This window comes from Erythrobacter sp. F6033 (assembly GCF_023016005.1).
Taxonomy (GTDB): Bacteria; Pseudomonadota; Alphaproteobacteria; order Sphingomonadales; family Sphingomonadaceae; genus Erythrobacter.
In genome coordinates this window covers 130,750-153,731 of sequence record NZ_JALKAZ010000002.1, presented here as the reverse complement: position 1 = coordinate 153,731, position 22,982 = coordinate 130,750, and the positions used below count along the sequence as shown (strand labels likewise).

The window sequence follows — 22,982 nt, the reverse complement described above, 5'->3', positions numbered from 1 at the left end:
ACCTACTTCTTCGCACGTAATCTACGAACGCCAGATAGGTTCCGACATCAGGCCTTTTCGAGTTGGCGCTGCTTTCGGTCGCTGGCCGCTTCGAGCAGGTCTTTCTCGATCTCAGCAAGGCGTTCGGGAACGGTCACTTTCGCTCCCGTCAGGTCGGTCACGTAGAACGTATCGACCGCAGTTTCGCCATACGCCGTGATATGGGCGGACTGCACGATCAGATTCGCCTTATAGAGCGCGTGTGCAAGCCTGTTCAAAAGCGCTGGTCGGTCCCGGGCGGAGATTTCCACGACCGTGAAATTATTCGATGCAAGGTTATCGAAGTTCACGCTCGGCGCGACTTCGAATGCTTTGGCCCGCGAGTGCGACAGTGGGCGCGCGGCGAGTCTCGGCACAAGCTCCCCTTCGCCCATAAGAGCTTTGCGAATGCCCTCTTTCAGTCGATCAATCTGGGAAGCCTCGCGGAAAGGCAGGGCGTGTAAGTCCTGCACCAGAAAATTGTCGAAAGCATAGCCGTTCAAAGCTGTGTGGATGCGGGCATCAATGATGTTGGCACCTGCCAAATGCATGCCGCCCGCCATGCGGTAGAACAGGCCAGGATGGTCTGGAGCGATCACAGTCACCAGAGTGGCGCCGCGTTCTTCGTCTGCCTCGCAATGGATGGACAGGTGATCCTTGATCCGCTGCGCTTCCTCATACTGGATAAGGTTCTTGGCAATAATGTCTTCGGGTTCGGCGATCCAATACGCGTCGGCCAGCAATTCATCGGCTTGCTCGACCAGAATTGCCTTTTCGCCCAGCAATTCTGCGGTCGCAGCTTTCTTGGCGGCGACTCGCTCTGCGCGGCCGTGTCGTTTGTGGCCCAGCCGCATCCGTTCCTGCGAGGCGTCGAACAACTCGCCAAGCAACTGGCCTTTCCAGCTGTTCCAAGTGCCCGGACCCACGGCGCGAATATCAACGGCGGTCAGGATCGCCAGATTTCGCAAACGCTCAACGCTGCGCACCTCGCCGACGAAGTCTTCGATTGTTTTGGGATCCGTCAAATCGCGCTTTTGCGCTGTGGAACTCATCAAAAGATGCTGCAGAACCAACCACGCGACCAGATCGGTTTCCTTCTGATCCAGTCCAAACCGCGGGCAGAGTTTCCGCGCGACTTCCGCGCCGAGTACTGAGTGGTCGCCTCCGCGCCCCTTTGCAATGTCATGGAGCAGAACCGCGACATAGAGCGCGCGGCGTGAAGCAATCTTGTGGATCACACGGGTCGCGCGCGGGTGGTCTTTTTCCAGCAAGCCGCGTTCGATCTGGCTCAGCAACCCGATCGCGCGGATTGTATGCTCGTCGACCGTGTAATGGTGATACATATCGAACTGCATCTGCGCGTTCACGCGGCCAAAATCAGGCACGAAACGCCCGAACACACCGGCTTCGTTCATCCAGCGCAGGGCCGTTTCCGGATCATTGCGCCCGCCCAGCAGATCGAGGAACAATGCATTGGCGCGTGGGTCCTTGCGCACCGCAGCCGTGATCAGTTTCGTGTCGCGGCCCAATTGCCGCATCGTCTTGGGATGGATTTCGAGGCCATCGGCCTCAGCCAGTTGGAATATCTCAATCAGGCGCACGGGGTCTTTGGCAAACCAATCATCGCTGGGCGCTCGAATCCGGCCCCCTTCGACCACATAGCCTTTGAGGTTGCGCTTTTTCTGGCCCCACCCAGCGAAAAAGCCGCTGCGCACCTTTGATTTGGATGTCTCGTCCTCAAGGTGGGAAAGGAACACACCCGTAAGGCTACCCACGCGTTTCGCTTGCATGAAGTAATACTGCATGAAGCGTTCGACCGCGCTTTTGCCCGGACGATCGGCAAAATTCATGCGCTCGGCAACCTGGCGCTGAAGGTCGAAGGTTAGTCGGTCTTCGGCTCTGTCGGTGAGGTCATGCATATGACAACGCACCGCCAGCAGGAATGACTCTGCGCGGCGAAAACTGCGATATTCTTGTATCGTGAACAGCCCAACATCCACCAGCTGGGCGGCACTATCAACGCGGTGCGTGTATTTGCCGATCCAGTATAGCGTTTGGAGGTCACGCAGACCGCCTTTGCCTTCTTTGACGTTCGGCTCAACCACGTACCGGCTGTCGCCCATCCGTTTGTGGCGTTGGTTTCGCTCTTCGAGCTTTTGCGTCAGGAACAGCTTTTCGCTCCCCTGCACAACCTCTTGCCAGAATCTCTGGCGCAGCTCTTCATACGTGCCCTGATCGCCCCAGATGAGACGCCCTTCGAGCAAGGCGGTGCGGATCGTGAGATCTTCACGCGCCATTTTCATCGTGTCGCTGACCGTGCGGCTCGAATGGCCGACCTTCAGACCGAGATCCCACATCAAATAGAGCATCGCTTCGATCACTTGCTCACACCATGGTGCGCGCTTCATCGGTGTAATGAATGCGATGTCCACATCAGAATGCGGAGCCATTTCGGCGCGGCCATATCCGCCGACCGCCATAATCGCGAGCCGCTCCGCCGCCGTCCGGTTGTGAACCGGATAGACATGCTCGGTAACATAGTCGTGGATCACACGGACCAATTGATCGACCAGAAAAGCATGACCGGTGGTGCAATCATGGCCCGCAGAGGGATTTGCCAACAACCTCGCCGCAAGTTCGGCGCGTCCGCTCTCTAAGGCTTCCTGCAGAGCGCCCACGACCTCAAGCCGCGCTTTCTCACCGTGCTCGACAACAAGATCGTTGATGCGCTCAGCGATTGCCCGCCGATCAATGATCGCGCGCTGTTTGGGGACGCGGCGGCTGGGATGTGTCCAGTCAGTCATCGCGTCCCCATATCGATTACGCCGAAGCGAGTCGTGCTGTATATTCTGCGCGGAGCGACTTCTTGTCGATTTTCTGCGTGCCGAGACGCGGAAGCACTTCAGTCACAGGATAGATGTGCTCTTCCAGCGGAACCTTGAAAGGTGCCGTGTTCGACAGCAGAAATTCGCGCATCTGCGCGCCGCTCATGGCGTCGCGGCCATCTTTGACGCGGATCACGGCTGCGGGCACCTCACCCATGCGATCATCCGGCAAACCGAAGACTGAACATTCTGCGATGTCGTCATGCGCATAGATTGCATCCTCGACCTCGATGCAGGAGATGTTCTCGCCGCCTCGGATGATGATGTCTTTCTTGCGATCAACGATAAAGAGATATTCGTCCTCGTCGAGATAGCCGAGGTCTCCGGTACGGAAATACTGATCGTCGGTGAAGGCGTCTTTGGTCGCCTCTTCGTTGTTCCAGTATCCCCGGAAGTTCGCGACCGAGCGGATGCACACTTCGCCAACGCTTCCTTGCGGCAGTTTGTTGCCATCGTCATCCAAGATTGCCAGATCGACCATCGGCGGGGAAGCGCGGCCCGTCGAGCCAGGCTTTGCCATGTAGTTTTCGTTGAAGTTGCCGCAGCCGACAGCGTTGGTCTCTGTCAGGCCGTATCCAAGCAGCGGGAAGCCTTCGGGAAAGGCGTCTTTGATCTTGGTTACATGCTCCAGCGGGCGTGGCGCACCGCCAGCAGCAAAGCTCTTACACGCTGTAAGATCGTATTTGTCGCGGTTCGGGTGGGTAGCGATCTCGTAGCTCATCAGCGGAACGCCGACGAAATACGTCACTTTTTCCGCGTCCATAAGCCGTAGCGCTTCTTCGCCGTCCCATTTGGGCATCACCACCAGTTTGCGCGCGATGGCATAGCTTTGCAGGAACAAAGGAACTTCGCCGGTTACGTGGAACAGCGGCACTGCGATAAGCGCACATGGTTGTGCACTGACATCCTTGCCCTGACTTTCGAGCAGGATTTTCGCCATGGCCGATTGGCCGACATAGTTCATCACACCGTGCACAACGCCCCGGTGATCAGACCACGCGCCCTTGGAATTGCCGGTCGATCCCGATGTGTAAAGAATGGTGGCAATGTCATCCGGACCAAGCTGACCCAGCATTTGCATTGCGGTTGAAGATGGCAGGTCGACAGGTGCTGCCCACACGCTCGACAATCCTTCAGCAGGAACGCCGTGATCCATCAGCACAACTTTGGCCGAGTGGTCTGTACCTTCGAGCCGTTGGGCACGGCCGCTATCCGCCAGCACCAATTTGCATTCCGCAAGCCGCACACCGTAAGCCAGCTCTTCGCCTGCCCAGAACCCGTTAAGCAATGTCGCGCAGCCGCCAGCCATGATGATGCCCATATAAGCGATCATCCAGTTGGCTGAATTGCGCGCCGCGATGCCGATCCGGTCGCCCTTTTCAACGCCGTGATGTTTGACCAGACCTTCGGCAACGCAAACCGCTGCGCCGTAAGTCTCGCCAAAGGTCATCCGAAGGTCGCCATCGACCAGAAACGGCACGTCTTTGTGCTGGTTACAGAAGTGCGCGAAATAGTGCGCCATGGTGGGGGGAGCTGCGGCGAAAGCCGGCATTTCAACACCATCACGTTCGAATGGAACCGTAGCGAACGGCTGGCCGTCTTTGGTCAGTTCGCCGATGATCGCTTCAAGCGCAGTGTCCAGCTGGGTGGGCATGCGGATATCTCTCCTTAAGGTCTCTCTTCAACTTACTAGGCTGACGCTCTGCGGCGACTAACCAATCTGCAGTGGCCAAAGCCGAGCTGTCCAAAGAACCCTTCCCATCAGGCTCTTTCCCCGAGCGTCCGGCTGTGCCACAAGCCGCTCAAACGAAGTCGTAATCGCGGCTTTTGCGAGGTTATTAAGAGGTTCAACAGGTGCTGTCACTACTTGCCGCAAGCGGCGCTGCTGCTGAGCCACTTTACTGGTCCGATTTGGGGCTATTCCCTGGCTTTGATTTGGGCTTTTTTACGCTACGGTTCTATTCGCTTGCCTACCTTATCGGTGTCCTTTTCGCCTATTGGCATTTGTCTAAATCACTCAAGCAGCCAGGGGCGCCGATGGCGCAACGTCATGCTGATGATTTGTTCTTTTATTGCACGCTTGGGGTCATTCTGGGCGGACGGCTTGGCTATGCGATTTTCTATAATCCCGAAATCTGGGCGAATCCCCTCGATGTTTTGAAGCTTTGGGAAGGCGGGATGAGCTTCCACGGCGGATTGATCGGTGTGTTGCTTGCAATCGCTTGGGTTTCGCGCAGCGGCAAACTCTCATTTCTGCGCGTATGCGATTACATCGCGATAACGTATCCTTTGGGACATTTCCTCGGCCGGCTTGCCAATTTTAACAATGGAGAGCTTTGGGGCCGGGCCAGCGATGTGCCTTGGGCGATGGTCTTTTGCGATGGAATTCCACGTGAGGGAGTAAGGTGCGCCACAACAGAAATCGCCCGCCATCCGAGTCAGCTGTATCAGGCTGGATTGGAAGGCTTGCTTCCTTTCATTGTGCTGATGCTGCTTTTCTGGAAGACGAATGCGCGGTATCGCCCGGGCCTGCTGGTCGGAACATTCACAATAATGATGGGAATTGCCCGCTTCGTTAACGAATTCTTCCGTGAACCTGATTCACAACTGGCGGAGTTCGCAGTTCGAACCGGGCTTTCGATGGGGCAATGGCTAACAATACCGCTGATCTTGATTGGATTGATTGTCACGCTTTACGCCGTGAAGCGCAAACCGGTGGGAACCGGGAGCGTGAGCGCGACAGCGTAAACGATGACGGCGCCTGGCGCCCGCGCGCCCTTGCACTGATTGATCCTGAATCCGATGAAGATGCGCGCGCCAAAGCAGAGGCCGACGCGGCCGAAAAAGCAGCGCGCGAGGCGGAACTAAAGGCGAAAGCTGCCGCTGAGGAAGCAGCCGCTTTGGAAGCGCAAAGGCTGGCTGAGGAACAAGCCAAAGCAGAGCGAGAAGCCCAGCAAAAGGCGCAAGCAGAAGCAGCGCGCAAGGCCAAAGAAGAAGCCGAAGCCGAAGCGAAGCGTGCGGCCGCTGAATTGGCGGAGGCAGAGGCGGCAAAGAAAGCCAAGGCCGAAGCCAAAGCAAAAGAAGAAGCCGAAAAAGCAGCACGCGAAGAGGCTGCTCGCAAAGAGGCTGAGGCGAAAGCCGAGGCTGAAGAAAAGGCCAAAAAGGCCGCTGCAGACAAAGCAAAGAAAGAGGCCGACGAACGCGCTCGTAAGGAGGCCGAAGAGAAAGCCAAAGCCGAGGCAGTCCAGAAGGCTCGCGAAGAAGAGGCTGCACGGCAGCAGGCCGAGGAAGAGGCGCGCGCCAAAGAGCTTGCATCGCTCGATCTCGGTCAGTCATTCCGCCGTCTGATCCGCGAGAACGGTCCGATTAGCCTCGCGCAATATATGGGTGATAGCAACGCGCGCTATTATGCCAGCCGCGATCCACTGGGCGATGAAGGCGACTTCATAACTGCGCCTGAAATCAGCCAAATGTTCGGCGAACTCGTTGGTCTTTGGATTGCGGACCTTTGGGTCAAAATGGGCGCGTCGAAAAACATCCATTACGTTGAATTGGGCCCTGGTCGCGGCACACTGGCCAAGGATGTTCTGAAGACCGCTGGAAAATACGGTTTCGACCCGCAAATCCATTTTGTCGAAGGCTCGCTGGAACTGCGCAAAATACAGCGTCAGGCTGTCCCGACCGTGCGGTTTCACAACGACCTTTCGACGCTTCCAGATGATCGTCCGCTTTTGATCGTAGCTAACGAGTTCTTCGATGCGTTGCCGGTGCATCAACTGGTCCGCTCGGCTGATGGTTGGCGAGAGCGGATGGTTGGCTTGGAAGGCGACAAATTTGTCTTTGTCGCGGGCGACAAACCGATGGATTCGATCGTCCCGAAAAGCTGGAAAAGCGCATCGCAGGGCGCGCTTATCGAAACCAGTCCTGCGGCCTCGACGGTGATGGCAGAGATTGCCCAGCGGCTGACCAATCAAGGCGGGGCTGCGCTGATCGCGGATTATGGACCGCCAGAGCTGCGCGAAGGTTCAACTTTGCAGGCGCTGAAGGACCATAAAAAGGTCGACCCGCTTGAGCATCCCGGGGAAGCCGATCTGACAACGCATGTCGATTTTGAAATGCTTCAAGACGTCGCGGTGAAGAACGGTGCCGAGGTCATGGGACTACAGCAGCAAGGCGAATGGCTGCGCCAGCTTCACATCGACACCCGGCTGGAGGCATTGAAGCGGCAGACGCCGCAAAAGGCGGATCAACTGCAACGCCAGCGTGACCGTCTGGTCGAAGACGATCAAATGGGCGTGCTGTTTAAAGTGCTGGGCCTGTGTGGTCGCCGTTGGCCGTTTGGTGAGGGTTTCGACTAAAGCGCTGTAACCCGACAGCCGTTCCATCCGTATACCGGACAGAACTTTCGGGAGATTCGAGATGATCGCGCGCGCCTTTCTTGCCGTTATGACTGCTCTGGCGGCTTTCACGCTGGGCATGGCGCCCGCCCTTGCGGCAGGCCCCGTGAATGGCCGCTGGATAACGGAAGACAAGGACGCGATTGTAACAATCCAATCATGTGGCAATGCGACCTGCGGCACGATTTCGCGTTTTCTTGTTTCTCCACCGGATGGCCCCGGACAGCGCGATATCTACAATCCCGATCCCGTTAAGAAGAAGCGCAAGCTGCTTGGCTTGCCTGTGCTGACCCAATTCAAAGCTGACAAAAGCCAATGGCGTGGACGGATTTACGATCCGAAAACCGGCAAGAGCTATCGTTCGATCCTTCGGCGCAAGGATGCGAACACGCTAGAGGTGAAAGGCTGCATCGGCCCGTTCTGCCAAACCCAGATCTGGAAACGCGCGAAGTAGATTAGAGACCAATTTTTTCTGCAAGCTGCGCCGCTGCGTCTTTGGGGCTAAGCTTGCCATCACCTTCACGGTCGACAGCGAAGTTCGCCTCGCGCATGGCTTCGACATTGATCGCCCCGATCAGCGGCTGCAGCGCTTCGGCGATGCCCTCTTCTTGTGAGACACGCGGCGAAAGCATCACCATCGCATCATAGCTGGGCAGTGCCTCTTGAGGGTCTTCGAGCACCACGAGTTTGTCTGCCGCAATCCTTCCGTCAGAAGTATAGGCGCTGATCACGTCAGCTTCGCCAGAGCGCAGGGCATTGTACATAAATGTGGGCGAGAAATTGCGATTTGCGGCGAACTCCAACCCATAGGCATCACGAACCGCAATCCATTCTGGCCGTTCGAAAAATTCCGGATCACCGCCGACCGTCAGATTGCGTGCGATAGGGACGAGGTCGCCCAGCGAAGATACGCCCAGTTCTGCAGCGCGATCGCCTCGCATTGCAAACGCATAGGCGTTTTCAAAACCGAGCCGCCCGAGCACGCGAACGCCGTTTTCTTCGGCCTCCCATGCCCGGATCGTTTGATACATCTCTTCGCGACCCGGATTGTCGGTGCGCTTCAGATTGTTAGTCCAGATTGTGCCAGTGTAGTCGACAGAGACGTCGATATTGGAAGAGGCGACGGCGCTGTGCACCACCGCCGAGCCCAGCCCGTCACGATATTCGACTTCGTATCCGGCTTTCTCAAGCTGCGCGCCGATCAGTTGGGCGAGGATATATTGCTCGGAGAACTGCTTGGATGCGATGATGATTGGGCCGAGGTCGCCATCCTCGCGCTCTTCGCCAAACCAGTCGTCACCGAACTGGAATGCAAGTGCTGCCAGAATGCCAAGGGCCACGGCCAGCATACCGCCGCCCCATTGCCGCACATTTCGCGCCGCGAGGCCACGTTCGATCAGGCCGAGCAGCAGATCGACAATCAACGCCAATGCAGCACTGGCGAAACAGCCCGCCAGAACCAGCGCCCAGTTCTGAGTCTGAAGGCCCGCAAAGATGGGATCGCCAAGGCTGGGCTGGCCTATTGTTGTCGCAAGTGTTGCCGCGCCGATGGTCCAAACGCTCGCGGTGCGGATGCCCGCCATCACGAACGGCGCGGAGAGCGGAGCTTCGACAAGGCGCAGTTTTTGCCAGCTTGTCATGCCAACACCGTCAGCGGCTTCGAGCACGCCGGGATCGAGATTGGCCTGAGCGGTAACGGCGTTGCGCAGGATTGGGAGCAGCGCATAAAGCGCAAGCGCAAGCAAAGCAGGGAGGAAGCCCAGCGTCGGCAACCCCTCGCCAAACACGCTGCGCAGCGACAACAGGATCGGGAAAAACAGCGCGAGCAGGGCAAGCGCCGGGATGGTCTGAACAAGGCTCGCAAAGCCAAGTGCAACGCGGCTTACCGTCTGTGAGCGGCTTGCCCAGACTGCCAGTGGCAGAGCCACAGCAATGCCCAGCCCGATCGCGCTCGCCGACAGCACGATATGCGCGGTTAGCTTATCGCCAAGGCCGAACAGGATTTCTGCGAAGTTTTCCATTACGCCGCGACCATCATTTCAGCCGCCCTTCCATCGCAGCGAGCCTTTCAGCCTGCTGCCGGGGCACGGAAACGAGCCCTTGCGCAATGTCGCCGCCTTCGCCTTTCAGCAGCGCATGCGGCGCACAATCCGCCTGTATCTCCCCAGCGTCCATCACCAGCACACGGTCAGCCAACAGCAGTGCTTCGGCCATATCATGCGTCACCATAATGGTGGTCAGGCCCAGCCTTTCGTGCAGCTCCCGGACTTTCTCGCCCAGAGCATCGCGGGTGATCGGGTCAAGCGCGCCAAACGGTTCGTCCATCAATAGCAGTTCGGGATCACCGGCCAATGCGCGCGCGACGCCCACCCTCTGACGCTGACCGCCGGAGAGTTCATCCGGCATTCGGCCTGCCATTTCCGAATCGAGTTCTACGAGCGTTAACAGCTCCGCAATGCGCTCGTCCGGTAAGGTCTCGCCCGCAAGACGCGGCCCGATTGCAATGTTCTCTCCGACGCTGAAATGCGGGAACAGGCCGATGCCCTGAAACACATATCCGACGCGGCGGCGCAGCTGAGATTGGTTGAGCGAGGTAACATCCTCGCCAGAGAATAAGACACGGCCGCCGCTGGGCGCGACAAGTGTGTTGACCATTTTGAGCAGGGTCGACTTGCCTGATCCCGATGCCCCGACGAGCGCGACAAAGCTTCCTTTCGCGATCCGGCAATCGACGCCGCCCACTGCGACAACTTCGCCGTGCTCTCCATAACGCCGCTCAACCGCGTCGAAGGTCACGGCATCGGGAGATATTTCAGCGGGTGGCATGTCGGGATCGGGGATAGCGGTGCAAACCTTATTGAGCCAGCCGAGCGAGCGGAATGGTGATTTCTGCGTGCAAACCTTCGCCGCGCCAATCTTGCTCGATCTGCCCGCCCAGTTGATTGCGGATCGACATCTGGATCAGACGCGATCCAAAACCAGCATTGTCTGGCGCCTTGGTTTGAGGGCCGCCGTTCTCTGTCCAGATGATTTTCACACTTTCATCGACGCGCTCGACCGCGATGGAAAGGGTGCCGCCAGCCACGCTGAGTGCGCCATACTTTGCCGAGTTGGTGGCAAGTTCATGAAAGGTCAGGGCAAGCGGCGTGGTCGCACGCCTTCCGGCGGGCACATTCTCACCTGTGATATTCACGCTATTGCTTCCGGGCAAACCGTATGGCGCCATCAGCACGCCGAGGAGATCCTGCAGGTTCTCTTCGGAATGATTGCCGATCCGCAGCGCGAATTCCTGCGCCCGGGAAAGCGCACGAACATTGTCGGCAAGCATATCGCCAAACGCTTTGTGCGCGGCGTCGCTGTGGGAATGTATGGATATCAGCCCGATGATTACCGAGAAAATATTCTTGATCCGGTGCGCCAGCTCTCCAGCGAGCAATTCGCGTTCTTGCGATATGCGATATGCGTCATCGATATCGGTCAGCGTGCCATACCAACGCGCTGTGGCGGGGTCATGGGTCGAAGGAACGGCCCGTGAAAGCACATAGCGATAGCTGCCATCGGCCTGCTTCATCCGCCATTCGTCTTCGAATGGCTCCGCTTTGCTGACTGCGGCGGTAAACTTCTCGCGCGTTGCCTCGTAATCTTCGGGATGGATAACGCTGCGCCACTCTTCGACACTCTTTGGCCGCGGCAATCCTGTGGTCTTTTCCCAACGCGCATTGAAGTAATCAAAAGTCACTCCCGGCGCGGCCGACCATGCGATATCGGGTACGCTGTCGAGCACAAATTGCACCCGCGCTGCGCTTAGCTGAATTTCAGCCAGCGTACGGTTAGCCTCGCGGTGGGCTTCGATCCGGCGCATCACCGCTTCGGCAAGCACGCGCAATCCCTCGCGTTGCATCTCGCTCAAAGGCTCAGGATGCGTATTCGTGTCGATCACACACAAAGCGCCCAGCGAGGCTCCTTCGCGGGAGATAAGCGGCGCGCCCACATAATATCTCAGATGGCTTGTGCCCGAGACCAGAGCATAGTCACGAAACCGCTCATCTGTGCTTGCATCGAGGACTTCAAAAATATCCGCGCCCAACATTGTGGTGGCGCAGAAGCTGGTGGAGCGCGGCGTCTCCGTCACATCAAGACCTTCGGAGGTGAGAAAACGCTGCCGTTCGGCTTCAACCAGGCTGACAGACGCGCTCGGTGCGCCGCACAAATGCGCCGCAAACCGAGCGATGCGCGCCAGTTCCTCGTCACCCTGAAGTGCGTCTGGATCAAAGCTCGCGAGAACAGCCAGCCGATCGCCCTCGCTTTGGAACTCGGACGCGGGCTTAGTGCCTTGGGGCCAAAGGGTAAGTTCTGAATAGTTCAGTGTTTTGTCCTGCCTGACGAACGGAAATTTGGCATACAGCCTTATTGTTCTCGGTCAAATTTCGTAAACGGCCCGCATCTCCTGTCGTTCGCTATTATTGGCCTTTGGCAGAGGCGTTGCTAAGGCGCGATCATAACAAACAATAGCGCGCCCAGCTTTGCGTCGGCGCGGGCTGACAAGACAACGGATAGACCTGATATGCGAGCCACCCCCGATTTCGATTTTCAGCTGGGCGAAAGCGCGGAAATGATCCGCGACAGCGTTGGCCGGTTTGCCGATGAGCGGATCATGCCAATCGCGGATAAGATCGACCGCGAAGACTATTTTCCCCGCGCCGAGCTTTGGGCGCAAATGGGCGAGTTGGGCCTGCACGGTATCACCGTTGAAGAAGCCGATGGCGGATTGGGTCTCGGCTACCTCGAACATGTGATCGCGGTCGAGGAAGTCAGCCGCGCCAGTGCATCGCTGGGCCTGTCATATGGTGCCCATTCAAACCTGTGCCTCAATCAAATCCGTCGCTGGGGCAATGACGAACAGAAAGCGAAATATCTGCCAGGACTGATCAGCGGCGAGCATGTCGGCTCGCTTGCCATGTCCGAAGTGTCTGCCGGATCGGATGTTGTTTCAATGAAGCTCAAGGCCGAGGCCGCTCAGGGCGGATATGTGCTCAACGGCACCAAATTCTGGATCACCAACGCGACCGAAGCGGATACGCTGGTCGTCTATGCGAAGACCGATGGCCATGCTGGTTCGCGCGGCATCACCGCATTCCTGATCGAGAAAGGCGATGAAGGCTTCTCCATCGGCCAGAAAATCGAGAAAGTCGGCATGCGCGGCTCGCCTACGGCGGAGCTGGTGTTTGACGATTGCCACATTCCCGAGGACCGCGTGATGGGGCCGGTCAATGGCGGCGTTGGCGTGTTGATGAGCGGGCTGGATTACGAGCGCGTTGTGCTCGCCGGATTGCAGCTAGGCATTATGCAGGCGTGCCTCGACACGGTCATTCCCTATCTGCGCGAGCGCAAACAGTTCGGCAAACCGATTGGTTCGTTCCAACTGATGCAGGCTAAGGTTGCCGACATGTATGTCGCGCTGCAATCGGCACGCGCTTACACCTATGCGGTGGCGAAAGCCTGCGATGCGGGCAACACAACCCGCTTTGATGCGGCGGGTGTTATCCTGCTCTCCAGCGAAAACGCCTTCCGCGTGGCCGCCGAAAGCGTGCAGGCTCTGGGCGGCGCGGGCTACACGCTCGACTGGCCAGTGGAGCGTTATATGCGCGACGCCAAGCTGCTGGATATTGGCGCGGGCACGAACGAGATCAGGCGCATGCTGATCGGTCGCGAACTGATTGGGGCGGCGGGTTGAGTTGCATTTGAGCTTTAAGCCGTAGCTGGGCCAAGCAAATTATTGAAATGGAAGGAATTAGGATGACCCAGAAGTGGGATTACGCGATCCTCTATAAGGACGTAAATCAAAATCGAGAGATGGAACAATCATTGGTCGCAGCAGGTGAGAATGGCTGGGAGTTGGTCTCTACAGCAATGGAAAGGCGGTTTCCTGACGATGGAGCAATCACCTTGTTTCTCAAGCGTCCTCGCAGCTATTCGCCATAGAGAGCCAAACCCAATGCCCGTCTACATGATCTCCCGCATGACAATCCATGACCGCGCGCAGTATGACAAATACGAAGAGCGCTTCATGGACATTTTCGAGAAGTTCGAAGGCAAAATGCTGAGCGTCGATGAAGAGCCACAAGACCTTTCTGGCAAATGGAACGCCACGCGATCCGTCCTGATCGAATTTCCGGACAAGCCCAAGCTCTTCGCATGGCTGACCTCGCCCGAATATCAGGAAATCGGCAAATTCCGCGATGCTGGCAGCACGGCGGAAGCGATCATTGTGAAAGGCTTGGAGGACGAGGTTTGATCGGCGCGTCGATCTGGCTTTTGCTGTCTGCGGGAACAATGGTCATCACAGCCATTTTGCATTCGACCGGCGGCGCAAATTCGGTGCTTGGTCCGATCCTGGCAGGCGGCAACCCGCATCCCGATATGGAAATTGCCCCGACCCTTTTGACCTATCTGTGGCATTCACTGTCAGCGTTCATGATCCTAAGCGCGGCTGTGGTCGTCTGGCCAGAGACGCCGCGCATGCTGATACTGGCAATCGGTGTCTTCTGGATCGGCCTTGGCGTAGCTGACATTATCACTTCAAAATTCGCACATCCCGGCTGGATTCCCATGGGAATTGCCGGTGTGCTCGCAATCATTGGGGCCTATCGATGACCGCACCTGTTCTTACAACCAAGCTCGACAGTGAGGCGCCTGAAGCGAAGATCCGCTCTGCGCACAACAAAGCGCTCGCCGCTGATCTGCGCGCGACTGTTGCCGAAGCCGCTCTGGGCGGACCAGAGCGCAGCCGCGAACGTCACGTGTCGCGCGGTAAGCTCCTCCCGCGTGAGCGTGTTGAGCGACTGCTTGATCCCGGATCGCCGTTTCTCGAAGTCGGTCAGCTGGCCGCCAACGATATGTATGAAGGCGATATCAATGGCGCGTCGCTGATCTGCGGGATCGGGCGCGTGTCGGGTCGCCAAGTGATGATCGTGTGCAACGATGCCACGGTCAAAGGCGGCACCTATTATCCGATGACGGTGAAGAAGCATCTCCGCGCTCAGGAGATCGCGCAGGAAAACCGCCTGCCATGCATCTATCTGGTCGATAGCGGCGGGGCGAACCTGCCGCATCAGGCCGAGGTCTTCCCCGACCGCGACCACTTTGGCCGGATCTTCTTTAATCAGGCGAATATGTCCGCGCTCGGCATTCCGCAGATCGCCTGCGTCATGGGCAGCTGCACGGCCGGCGGTGCTTATGTGCCAGCCATGTCGGACGAGACCGTGATCGTGCGCAATCAAGGCACGATCTTCCTCGCCGGACCCCCGCTGGTGAAGGCCGCGACGGGCGAGGAAATCACCGCCGAAGACCTCGGTGGAGGCGACCTCCATGCCAAGAAGTCGGGCGTGGTCGATCACCTTGCCGAGAATGACGAGCACGCGCTGACGATTGTGCGCGATATTGTCAGCCAGCTTGGCGCGAACATGGCAGCCGCCAAAGATATCAGCCTGAAAGATCCGCGCCCGCCCAAGTTCGACGCGGATGATCTTTACTCGATCATCCCTGACGATGTGCGCGCGCCTTATGATGTGAAAGAAGTGATCGCGCGGCTGGTCGATGGCAGCGAGTTTCATGAGTTCAAAGCGCATTACGGCAGCACTCTGGTGTGCGGCTTTGCCCATATCTGGGGCATGCCGGTCGCGATCCTTGCGAATAACGGCGTGCTATTCAGCGAGAGCGCGCAAAAGGGCGCACACTTTATCGAGCTCGCCTGCCAGCGGCGCGTCCCGCTGCTGTTTCTGCAGAATATCAGCGGCTTTATGGTCGGCGGGAAATACGAGGCGGAGGGCATCGCCAAACACGGCGCGAAGCTTGTGACAGCGGTTGCCACAGCCACTGTTCCCAAGATCACCGTAGTGATCGGCGGCAGCTTTGGCGCGGGCAATTATGGCATGGCGGGCCGGGCCTATTCCCCGCGCTTTCTGTTCACATGGCCCAATGCGCGCATCAGCGTGATGGGCGGCGAGCAGGCCGCATCCGTACTCGCCACCGTTCACCGTGACGCGGATAAATGGAGCGAGGAAGAGGCCGAGGCTTTCAAAGCTCCGATCCGCCAGAAATACGAGGATGAAGGCAACCCATACTACGCCACCGCGCGCCTATGGGATGACGGTGTGATCGATCCGTCGCAAACCCGCGACGTGCTGGGGCTGGCCTTTGCGGCAACGCTGGAGGCTCCGATTGCCGAGCGACCAGCATTTGGTGTGTTCCGGATGTAAGAGAGACCCCGACCTATGCCCAGTTCTATTCCGTATGATCCTTCTCTGGTGCTCGGCACGATTGTCGATAAGGACACTGTTGCGACACTGCGACAGCATTCAGAAACACAGTCTCGAATCGACGTCGCGCGTGACCACATGAATGCCTTGTTGCGAATGAAGATGTCATTGGACATGACGCAGAGGGAACTGGCGTCCCTTGGATGTGAAACTGATGAGATCGACGCGATGATTGCATCATCAGAGCAACAGGTCAGAAAGGCCGCTGAGAGTCTGGCAAAAGAGATTCTGAAAGCGCAATCCTGAAACCCAAAGCTCTCCTCTTGCGTAACTCACCCGATTAAGGGCACACAGGCAGCTAGGGGAGAGAAACCACTTTGAAACACAACGAAACTCGCAGCGTCAGCGCTTTGTCGCGAATCGTGAACCGGATCATCCTGTTCCTCTACAAATGGAAGGGATGGCGGATCGTCGAACGCTTTCCAAGCGATGTGAAAAAGTGTGTTATCGCGGGCGCGCCGCACACGTCGAATTGGGACTTTGTGTTCTTTGCCGGCGCTACGCACGAAGAAAAAGTGCAGCCCAACTTCATGGGGAAGCACACTTTGTTTGAAGGGATGATGCGCAATTTCATGCTCGATATGGGCGGCATTGCCGTGGATCGTTCGCAAAAGGGCGGCACCATCGATCAGCTCAAGCGTGAATATGAACAGCGTGACGAGCTCAATTTGGTGATGGCGTGCGAAGGCACCCGCAAATCCGATGGCAAATGGAAATCGGGTTTTTACAACATCGCAAAGGCGGCAGGTGTGCCCTTCGTCCTAGCCTATGCCGACAATGAAAAGCGCACCATCGGGTTCAGCCCCCCTATGATGCCGAGCGGCAATTACGGCGAGGACCTGCTCAAAATCGCCGAATGGTTCCGTTCCAAGATCCCCGATCTGGAGCGGTACAAGGTGCTGGAGCAGCAGGCGCGCGATATTATCTCAGGCAAAAACGAGTTCTGAAACCCTTCGTTGCATGCCACGCAACCAATAATTCAAACTTGCGTCTTTAAGAGGCCTCTTCCTGCTCCTATGTAGCCAGAGTTCAGGAGGCCCCCGCTCATGGCTCTATCGCCAGAAGTCCGAAGTAACGAACGTGATCGCATCGCGCAGATGGTGCTGGATCTGGTGAAGGAGCGCGGCGCGGAAATTCCGTATCAGCTGGCGATCACCGAAAGCGGTCTTTCGCGTGCGCGGTTTGATCAGCTATTCGATGACTATGACGATATGTTTGATGCCATCGCCCAGCTTTGGCTGAAACCGCATATGGTGGCGATGGAAGAGGCCTTGGCTGCCGATTTGCCGCCGCAGCGCAAGATGTACGAATTTTTCCGCCGCCGTTTTGTGATCTCTCGCGAGCGGTTTCGCGAAGATCCGGAATATTTCACCATCCTGTGCGAAATGGGCGCTGCCAATTTCGAACGCGTGCGATCCTATGTCGACCTCGCCGATCATTATCAGTGTGAAGTGATCGTTCAGGCCCAAGCAGAAGGGTATCTGGCGGGTCTGGAGATTGATGAAGCACTGTCGCTGATCAACCAGATGGTATCGAATTACACCTTGCCAGATGCGCTGATCTATCTGGGTGACAAACTCACCGAGCAAAAACTCGCCCGGATTGTCGATACGATCTTTATCGGCCTGTCAGGTGAAGCGGGAAATGAAGCGGCAGGGGTCAATTCCCTGCGCATCGCAACGTGATCAATCCCGTTTGAATTGTAGCACATTTTTCGGCGGTTTGGGCCGTTGACGCAGGCGGTCTTCGTTCAGAGCGTATTTCAGGCTCGCGCCGATCATCACGGCAGAAACCGCGAGTAACAGTGTGGCCCAGACCCAATGGGGCAACAGCAATGCCGCTTCGATCTGTCCGGTATCAGACAGAATGGGTTGTCCGCCAATCACCGCCACTTCTGTGAACAGATAATCAAAATCCGCGATCATGCTCATCGCAGCAATTACGCCGAGGAATTGCAGCGTAAAACGGGTGATGCCCGGCGAAGCCTTCCACGCAATCACCGCAAGCGTTGCCCCGACCAGCGGGAGCACCGCATACCCTACAGGCGAACGGACATAGATAATCACCGAGGCTAGAATAGCGCCCGCAACTGCCCAAAGGGTCGGGCGCCACAGCTTTTGATGAGCGCTCGCCATGATGAGCCCGGCACCCGCGATGCTTGGCGCAAGCGGCCCGCCAGCTGAAATCGCCGCGAGCACAAACACCGAAGCATCGGGATCGACCGCGCTTTCGGCGACACCAGATCCGCTTGAATAGATCATCAATTGCTCAAAATGCTGGCCCATAAGCAGCGCGGTTAGCCCATGCCCCATTTCGTGAAACCACGTCGTCAGGATCACGAAGGGATAGAGTAGGTAGTTGCCAAATGGCAGGGCTGGCAGAGTAACGACGATTATCCCGGCGAGCAAAAGCCGCCCGACCTGTTCGGCCTGGCTTCCGGGGGCGACCATTGATTGCATGGGGTTCAGTCTTCCTCGGCGCGCTTGACGTTTACTGCAAGCACGGGGGCGACCAAATCATCTCTCGCCTTGCCGTCGATACCCACACGCGTGCGGTATTTGGCCGCTGCCTCTTCATCCTCGGCCCGTTGTTCCTGCAGGATTGACCAGCTAGCGAGGAACAGGCCAGCGACAAGTGGACCAAGAACGATGCCGGAGAAACCTGCGATCGAGAGGCCGCCAAGCGTCGTCACCAAAATGATCCAATCAGGAATGCCGGTGTCGCGGCCCACCAGTATCGGGCGCAGGACATTGTCTGCGGAGCTGATGATGATGAAGCCGGATGCCAGAACAAACACGCCCTGCCACACAGACCCTGTGACAAGCAGCCATATTCCGACCGGTGCCCAGACGAGCGCCGTTCCAACAGCCGGGATCAGTGCGAGAATGGCCATCATTACGGCCAGCAGCAGTGCGGATGGCACACCGGCAATCGCCATAGTGATGCCGCCCAATGTGCCCTGAACCAAGCCCACAACACCCGATCCCTTGATAGTAGCGCGGACAATGCCGAGGAAGCGTTCAGCCAATCGGTCAGCGATCTCGCGCTCGACCGGGGCGGAATGGAGGATCGTCTCGCCGATCCGTGATCCATCGCGCAGCAGGAAGTAGGTGACATAAAGCCCAAGGCCAAAGCTGAGGAAAAAGCTGAGCGCGCCGCTACCTATGGAAACGGCTGAGCTGGCCAGCATTCCCGAGCTTTCGCCAAGCAGATCCTGAAGCCGGCGCTGCGCCTCAGACATATCGTTCCAGCCGCTCTCATCGATCATATCCTGCACTGGGATCGGTAGCGTGCTGTATAGATGATTGGCCCACGCAGCGAGATCGATGGGGTCATTCTGAAAAGATGCGATCGCCGACAGTGCTTGGCCGACAACCATCGTGCCGATCCACAATGCCGGTAGAACCACGGCCAGAAAGATAACCGACAATGTGATGATCGCTGCGGGATTTCGGCGCCCGCGAACTTTGATCAAAACCCATTTATAAAGGGGCTGGAACATGATTGCTGCCAGCGCGGACCAAAGCAGCGGGGTCGCAAATGGCCATGCGATCCAGATAAGCAAAAAGGTGACAGCACCAACCACAGCGAGGAAGCTGACCTGCTGGATTTCGGTCGTATGGTGCTGCTCACCCGTCATCTTGTCCAGTTCGTTATCGGCCAATCATTACACCTTCAATTACATCGTCAACTCAATCGGGTTCCTGAACAACTCAATTAAACGTCGAGATTCGCGACGTTTAGTGCGTTGTCTTGAATGAATTCGCGGCGCGGTTCGACCACGTCACCCATCAGGCGGGTGAAGATTTCGTCGGTAACGTCGGCGTCTTCGACTTTCACCTGAAGCAGCGCGCGGTTTTCCGGATCAAGGGTGGTCTCCCACAGCTGTTCCGCGTTCATTTCGCCCAGCCCCTTATAGCGTTGGACCGACAGACCCTTGCGCCCGGCTGCAAACACCGCGTCAAGCAATTGGGTCGGGCTGCTGATCGCATCGTCGCCTGAGATCGCTGGAGTATCGTCGGCTTCGGTGTCCGTGCTTGGCACTTCCTCTTCGTCGGCTGCAGTGCTGCGCACCAGACGGACAGGCGAGACATATGCCTCGGCCTGACCTTCGGCGAGGCTGTGCAGTTTCTGCGCTTCGCTGCTGGTGAGGAACCGTGCGTCGATTTCATGCGCGTCGGTGACGCCGCGCCATACGCGGGCGAACATGACAGAGCCATCGTCACGGATCGTTGCGGTCCATGTTGCGTCGCCATCGCCAAGCTGAAGACGCTTGGCTGTTTGATCGAGCGCTTTCGCGCGCTGATCATTCGATAGTGCCGGATCGAGCGCGCCGGACAGCGCCATTTGTTCAACCAGGCCGGTTTCATATTTGCGCGGAATAAAAGCGAGCAGGTTGCGCAGGCGCAGCGCCTGTTCAATCAGATCGCGCAAATCTTCGCCTGAACGCGCGCCGCCCGCCGTTTCAAGCACGCGATTATTCAGGCCAGCATCCACCAGATAACGATCCAGCGCAGGCTGGTCTTTCAGATACACTTCACTGCGGCCCTTGCCGACTTTGAATAGCGGCGGTTGCGCGATAAACAAATGGCCCGCTTTTACGATCTCCGGCATCTGGCGATGGAAGAATGTGAGCAGCAGAGTACGGATATGCGCTCCGTCGACATCGGCGTCGGTCATGATCACAATCTTGTGATAGCGCAGCTTGTCGAGGTTGAACTCATCGCGGATGCCCGTGCCCATCGCTTGGATGAGGGTGCCGACTTCTTTGGAAGAGATAATCCGGTCAAACCGGGCGCGCTCGACGTTCAGGATTTTACCTTTTAGCGGCAGGATCGCCTGCGTCTTGCGGTCGCGGCCCTGCTTGGCCGATCCGCCAGCGGAATCGCCCTCCACTAGGAACAGTTCGGCTTTGGTCGCGTCGCGTTCCTGACAATCGGCGAGCTTTCCGGGCAACGAGGCAACACTCATCGCGCCTTTGCGGCTCATTTCGCGGGCGCGCTTGGCGGCTTCGCGGGCTGCCGCAGCGTCGATGATTTTCTGAACGATCGACTTCGCGTCCGCCGGGTTTTCTTCCAGCCACTCGGTCATCTTCTCGCCCATCAGGCTTTCAAGCGGCGAGCGGACTTCGGAAGAAACCAGTTTGTCTTTGGTCTGTGAGGAGAATTTGGGATCAGGCAGTTTGACGCTGACAATCGCGGAAAGCCCTTCGCGCATGTCCTCGCCCGTCAGGCTGACCTTCTCTTTCTTGAGCAAGCCTTCGCGGTCGGCATAGCCGTTCAGCGTCCGCGTCAGCGCGGCACGGAAGGCCGCAAGGTGCGTGCCGCCATCGCGCTGGGGAATGTTGTTGGTGAAACACAGGACATTTTCATAATAGCTGTCGTTCCATTGCAGCGAGACGTCGATCCCGATGCCATCCTTGTTCGCCGAGACCGCGATCGGCTCTTCGACCAGAGGCTGCTTGTTGCGATCAAGATATTTCACAAACGCTGCGATGCCGCCCTCGTAATAGAGGTCATGCTCGACTGGCTCTTCATGGCGCTTGTCGCGCAGCAGGATGCGCACGCCCGAGTTCAGGAATGCAAGCTCGCGATAGCGATGCTCTAGTTTGTCAAAGTCGTATTCTGTGACGTTCTTGAACGTATCGTTCGAATGATGGAACGTGACGCGAGTGCCTTTTTTGAACCCGTTATCATCGGGATTTTGATCCACTTTCGGTGCGTCACCAGTGATTTCGAGGCTTTTGACAGCATCGCCGTGCTCGAAACGCATCCAGTGCTCTTTGCCGTCACGCCAAACTTTCAGTTCCAGCCATTCGGAGAGCGCGTTCACAACCGAAACGCCGACACCGTGCAGGCCGCCGGAGACTTTGTAGGCGTTGTCGTCAGAGGTGTTTTCGAACTTACCGCCCGCGTGCAGCTGGGTCATGATTACCTCGGCAGCGGAAACACCCTCTTCCTTATGCATGCCCACGGGAATGCCGCGGCCATTGTCTTCGACGGAGACGCTGCCATCGGGATTAAGTTCGATTAAAACCAGGTCGCAATGACCGGCTAGCGCCTCGTCAATCGCGTTATCGGAAACCTCGAACACCATGTGGTGAAGGCCGCTGCCATCATCGGTATCGCCGATATACATGCCGGGCCGCTTGCGAACTGCATCTAGGCCTTTGAGAACCTTGATTGAATCCGCACCATATTCGCCCTGCATTTTCTCTTGCTTGGGCGCCGTGTTTTCCGTTTCGGGAGTGTTTTCTTCCATCCCAAAGATATAGGCGCTGGCAGAGCGAATCCCAAGCTAACACGCGCAATTCGGCGTGCTTTTCCACCGCTTGAGTGCTTCGTGGTTAGATGGCTCTATCCCGGCTCGACAGGCTCAGGGAAAGCGAGCCTGAAATAGACCGTTCCGCGCCACACACTATCGTGCAGAAGATTGGTCAATCCTTTGCGCGCTTCCTCGCTAAACTGGCTCTTGTGGCAATCCATCGCATCGCGCGCATTGTACAGATCGAGCGGCATGTAGCGTATCCTATCTGTCACCAGGGCGGGGTGGACCGTGGCCCAGCTGTCAAATGCCGCAATCTGTGGGCGACTGCCATCGGGTATGGCGGAATACAGCAATTCGGGGCGGGCATCACCCAGTGTCTGAACCACTTGCGTGACAGCGGCGCTGATCATCCGGTGATCGGCGTGGCCGTACCCGCCGTCTGGCCCCCACGTCATAATGACCTGCGGGCTTGTCTCTGCGATGACTTCACCCACCATGCGGGCTAGTGAAGGGCCAAGGGTCTGATCACCTCTGGCGAAATCTGACAGTTTGCCATCGCCAAGCTTCCAGAAGATTGGACTGTCCAGCTTAAGCGCATCAGCCGCGCATTGCGCCTCGCTTTCGCGCAGCTCGGCCAGAGCATTGCCCGGCTCCATTCCGCTGACTCCGGGCCCGGCGTCTCCGCTGGTGGCGTAGACCACTGTGACTTCGCCGCCTTCCCTTGCGATGCGGGAAAGCACTGGCGCGAACATAATCTCATCGTCGGGATGCGCGAAAACAGCGAGAACCGAAGGGATTTCAACGAATGGCTTTTCAGAAGCGTCTGGTTCTGTTTGCGGCGGAGGTTGCGGTGCGGGCGCGCTTTCTGCTTTCGGGCGCTCCGGCTCGACATTGGTGTGGACCGGAGGTGCTGGCGGCCCCTTTCGAAGCATTTCCTTGTAAGCGGGGTCATCCTTTAAATCTTGCGCCGCCAATGAACTTAAAGGGAGCATGGCTATCACTGCCCAAGATAATCCTTTGATCGCCAGCATTTCTTGATTCTCCCCGCGCCCACTTCATCACGGCGCTACACAACAACGATGACAGCCATACCTTAA

General features: G+C 57.5%; 21 protein-coding genes. 12 read left to right on the top strand and 9 right to left on the bottom strand.

Annotation, left to right across the window (positions count from 1 at the left end; genetic code table 11):
* Positions 1-47: 47 nt before the first annotated feature.
* Positions 48-2,822 carry a [protein-PII] uridylyltransferase gene (locus MWU39_RS12800; protein ID WP_247160526.1) on the bottom strand — a complete coding sequence of 925 codons (2,775 nt, stop codon included), beginning with the start codon at positions 2,820-2,822 and terminating at the stop codon, positions 48-50.
* A gap of 16 nt (positions 2,823-2,838) precedes the next feature.
* The gene (locus tag MWU39_RS12795; protein WP_247160525.1) at positions 2,839-4,557 is read right to left on the bottom strand and encodes a class I adenylate-forming enzyme family protein; all 1,719 of its coding nucleotides are present in this window, start codon (positions 4,555-4,557) and stop codon (positions 2,839-2,841) included.
* A gap of 200 nt (positions 4,558-4,757) precedes the next feature.
* Here MWU39_RS12795 and lgt point away from each other — a divergent pair, with 200 nt between their 5' ends.
* From lgt to MWU39_RS12780, 3 genes are all read left to right on the top strand, one after another.
* Positions 4,758-5,651: a prolipoprotein diacylglyceryl transferase gene (lgt, locus tag MWU39_RS12790; RefSeq protein WP_247160524.1), complete on the top strand. Its 894-nt coding sequence runs from the start codon at positions 4,758-4,760 to the stop codon at positions 5,649-5,651.
* A complete protein-coding gene (locus MWU39_RS14615; RefSeq protein ID WP_348646397.1) occupies positions 5,552-7,261 on the top strand; it encodes an SAM-dependent methyltransferase in 1,710 nt (569 codons plus the stop codon). Before lgt ends, MWU39_RS14615 begins: the two co-directional genes overlap by 100 nt.
* Positions 7,262-7,322: 61 nt before the next feature.
* A complete protein-coding gene (locus MWU39_RS12780) occupies positions 7,323-7,754 on the top strand; it encodes a DUF2147 domain-containing protein (RefSeq protein ID WP_247160523.1) in 432 nt (143 codons plus the stop codon).
* A 1-nt stretch (position 7,755) separates the two neighbouring features.
* Here the strand turns inward: MWU39_RS12780 and MWU39_RS12775 are convergent, their stop codons facing one another.
* The 3 genes from MWU39_RS12775 to MWU39_RS12765 are packed head-to-tail and all read right to left on the bottom strand — an operon-like array spanning position 7,756 to position 11,510.
* A complete protein-coding gene (locus tag MWU39_RS12775; RefSeq protein WP_247160522.1) occupies positions 7,756-9,321 on the bottom strand; it encodes an ABC transporter permease/substrate-binding protein in 1,566 nt (521 codons plus the stop codon).
* Positions 9,322-9,334: 13 nt separating this feature from the next.
* Positions 9,335-10,126 carry an ATP-binding cassette domain-containing protein gene (locus MWU39_RS12770; protein WP_247160521.1) on the bottom strand — a complete coding sequence of 264 codons (792 nt, stop codon included), beginning with the start codon at positions 10,124-10,126 and terminating at the stop codon, positions 9,335-9,337.
* 28 nt (positions 10,127-10,154) lie between these two features.
* Positions 10,155-11,510 carry a PAS domain-containing protein gene (locus tag MWU39_RS12765; RefSeq protein ID WP_281501233.1) on the bottom strand — a complete coding sequence of 452 codons (1,356 nt, stop codon included), beginning with the start codon at positions 11,508-11,510 and terminating at the stop codon, positions 10,155-10,157.
* Here MWU39_RS12765 and MWU39_RS14575 point away from each other — a divergent pair, their 5' ends adjacent.
* The 9 genes from MWU39_RS14575 (at position 11,511) to MWU39_RS12725 (ending at position 17,303) form a co-directional block, all read left to right on the top strand.
* A complete protein-coding gene (locus MWU39_RS14575) occupies positions 11,511-11,657 on the top strand; it encodes a hypothetical protein (protein ID WP_281501232.1) in 147 nt (48 codons plus the stop codon).
* 207 nt (positions 11,658-11,864) lie between these two features.
* Positions 11,865-13,034, top strand: coding sequence for an acyl-CoA dehydrogenase family protein (locus MWU39_RS12760; RefSeq protein ID WP_247160520.1), 1,170 nt, complete (start codon positions 11,865-11,867; stop codon positions 13,032-13,034).
* Between the two features lie 62 nt (positions 13,035-13,096).
* Positions 13,097-13,282: a hypothetical protein gene (locus MWU39_RS12755; RefSeq protein WP_247160519.1), complete on the top strand. Its 186-nt coding sequence runs from the start codon at positions 13,097-13,099 to the stop codon at positions 13,280-13,282.
* A gap of 13 nt (positions 13,283-13,295) precedes the next feature.
* The gene (locus MWU39_RS12750; RefSeq protein ID WP_281501231.1) at positions 13,296-13,595 is read left to right on the top strand and encodes a DUF1330 domain-containing protein; all 300 of its coding nucleotides are present in this window, start codon (positions 13,296-13,298) and stop codon (positions 13,593-13,595) included.
* 38 nt (positions 13,596-13,633) lie between these two features.
* Positions 13,634-13,954 (top strand): hypothetical protein, encoded by a 321-nt coding sequence (locus MWU39_RS12745; protein WP_247160517.1) that lies wholly within the window; start codon positions 13,634-13,636, stop codon positions 13,952-13,954.
* On the top strand, positions 13,951-15,558 hold the full coding sequence (locus MWU39_RS12740; protein WP_247160516.1) for a carboxyl transferase domain-containing protein: 1,608 nt from the start codon (positions 13,951-13,953) through the stop codon (positions 15,556-15,558). The genes MWU39_RS12745 and MWU39_RS12740 overlap by 4 nt, the downstream gene beginning before the upstream one ends.
* 15 nt (positions 15,559-15,573) lie before the next feature.
* Positions 15,574-15,864, top strand: coding sequence for a hypothetical protein (locus MWU39_RS12735; protein ID WP_247160515.1), 291 nt, complete (start codon positions 15,574-15,576; stop codon positions 15,862-15,864).
* A gap of 71 nt (positions 15,865-15,935) precedes the next feature.
* Positions 15,936-16,565, top strand: coding sequence for a lysophospholipid acyltransferase family protein (locus tag MWU39_RS12730; protein ID WP_247160514.1), 630 nt, complete (start codon positions 15,936-15,938; stop codon positions 16,563-16,565).
* A 99-nt stretch (positions 16,566-16,664) separates the two neighbouring features.
* On the top strand, positions 16,665-17,303 hold the full coding sequence (locus MWU39_RS12725; RefSeq protein ID WP_247160513.1) for a hypothetical protein: 639 nt from the start codon (positions 16,665-16,667) through the stop codon (positions 17,301-17,303).
* Here MWU39_RS12725 and MWU39_RS12720 read toward each other — a convergent pair whose 3' ends face one another.
* The 4 genes from MWU39_RS12720 to MWU39_RS12705 form a co-directional block, all read right to left on the bottom strand.
* Entirely contained in the window at positions 17,304-18,077 is a 774-nt protein-coding gene (locus MWU39_RS12720; RefSeq protein ID WP_247160512.1) for a M50 family metallopeptidase, read from the bottom strand. It abuts the gene before it with no gap.
* A gap of 5 nt (positions 18,078-18,082) precedes the next feature.
* Positions 18,083-19,282, bottom strand: coding sequence for an AI-2E family transporter (locus MWU39_RS12715; RefSeq protein WP_247160511.1), 1,200 nt, complete (start codon positions 19,280-19,282; stop codon positions 18,083-18,085).
* A 53-nt stretch (positions 19,283-19,335) separates the two neighbouring features.
* Positions 19,336-21,879, bottom strand: a complete 2,544-nt coding sequence (gyrB, locus tag MWU39_RS12710; RefSeq protein WP_247160510.1) for a DNA topoisomerase (ATP-hydrolyzing) subunit B — start codon at positions 21,877-21,879, stop codon at positions 19,336-19,338.
* 95 nt (positions 21,880-21,974) lie between these two features.
* Positions 21,975-22,877, bottom strand: a complete 903-nt coding sequence (locus MWU39_RS12705) for a PIG-L family deacetylase (protein WP_247160509.1) — start codon at positions 22,875-22,877, stop codon at positions 21,975-21,977.
* Between the last annotated feature and the right edge of the window lie 105 nt (positions 22,878-22,982).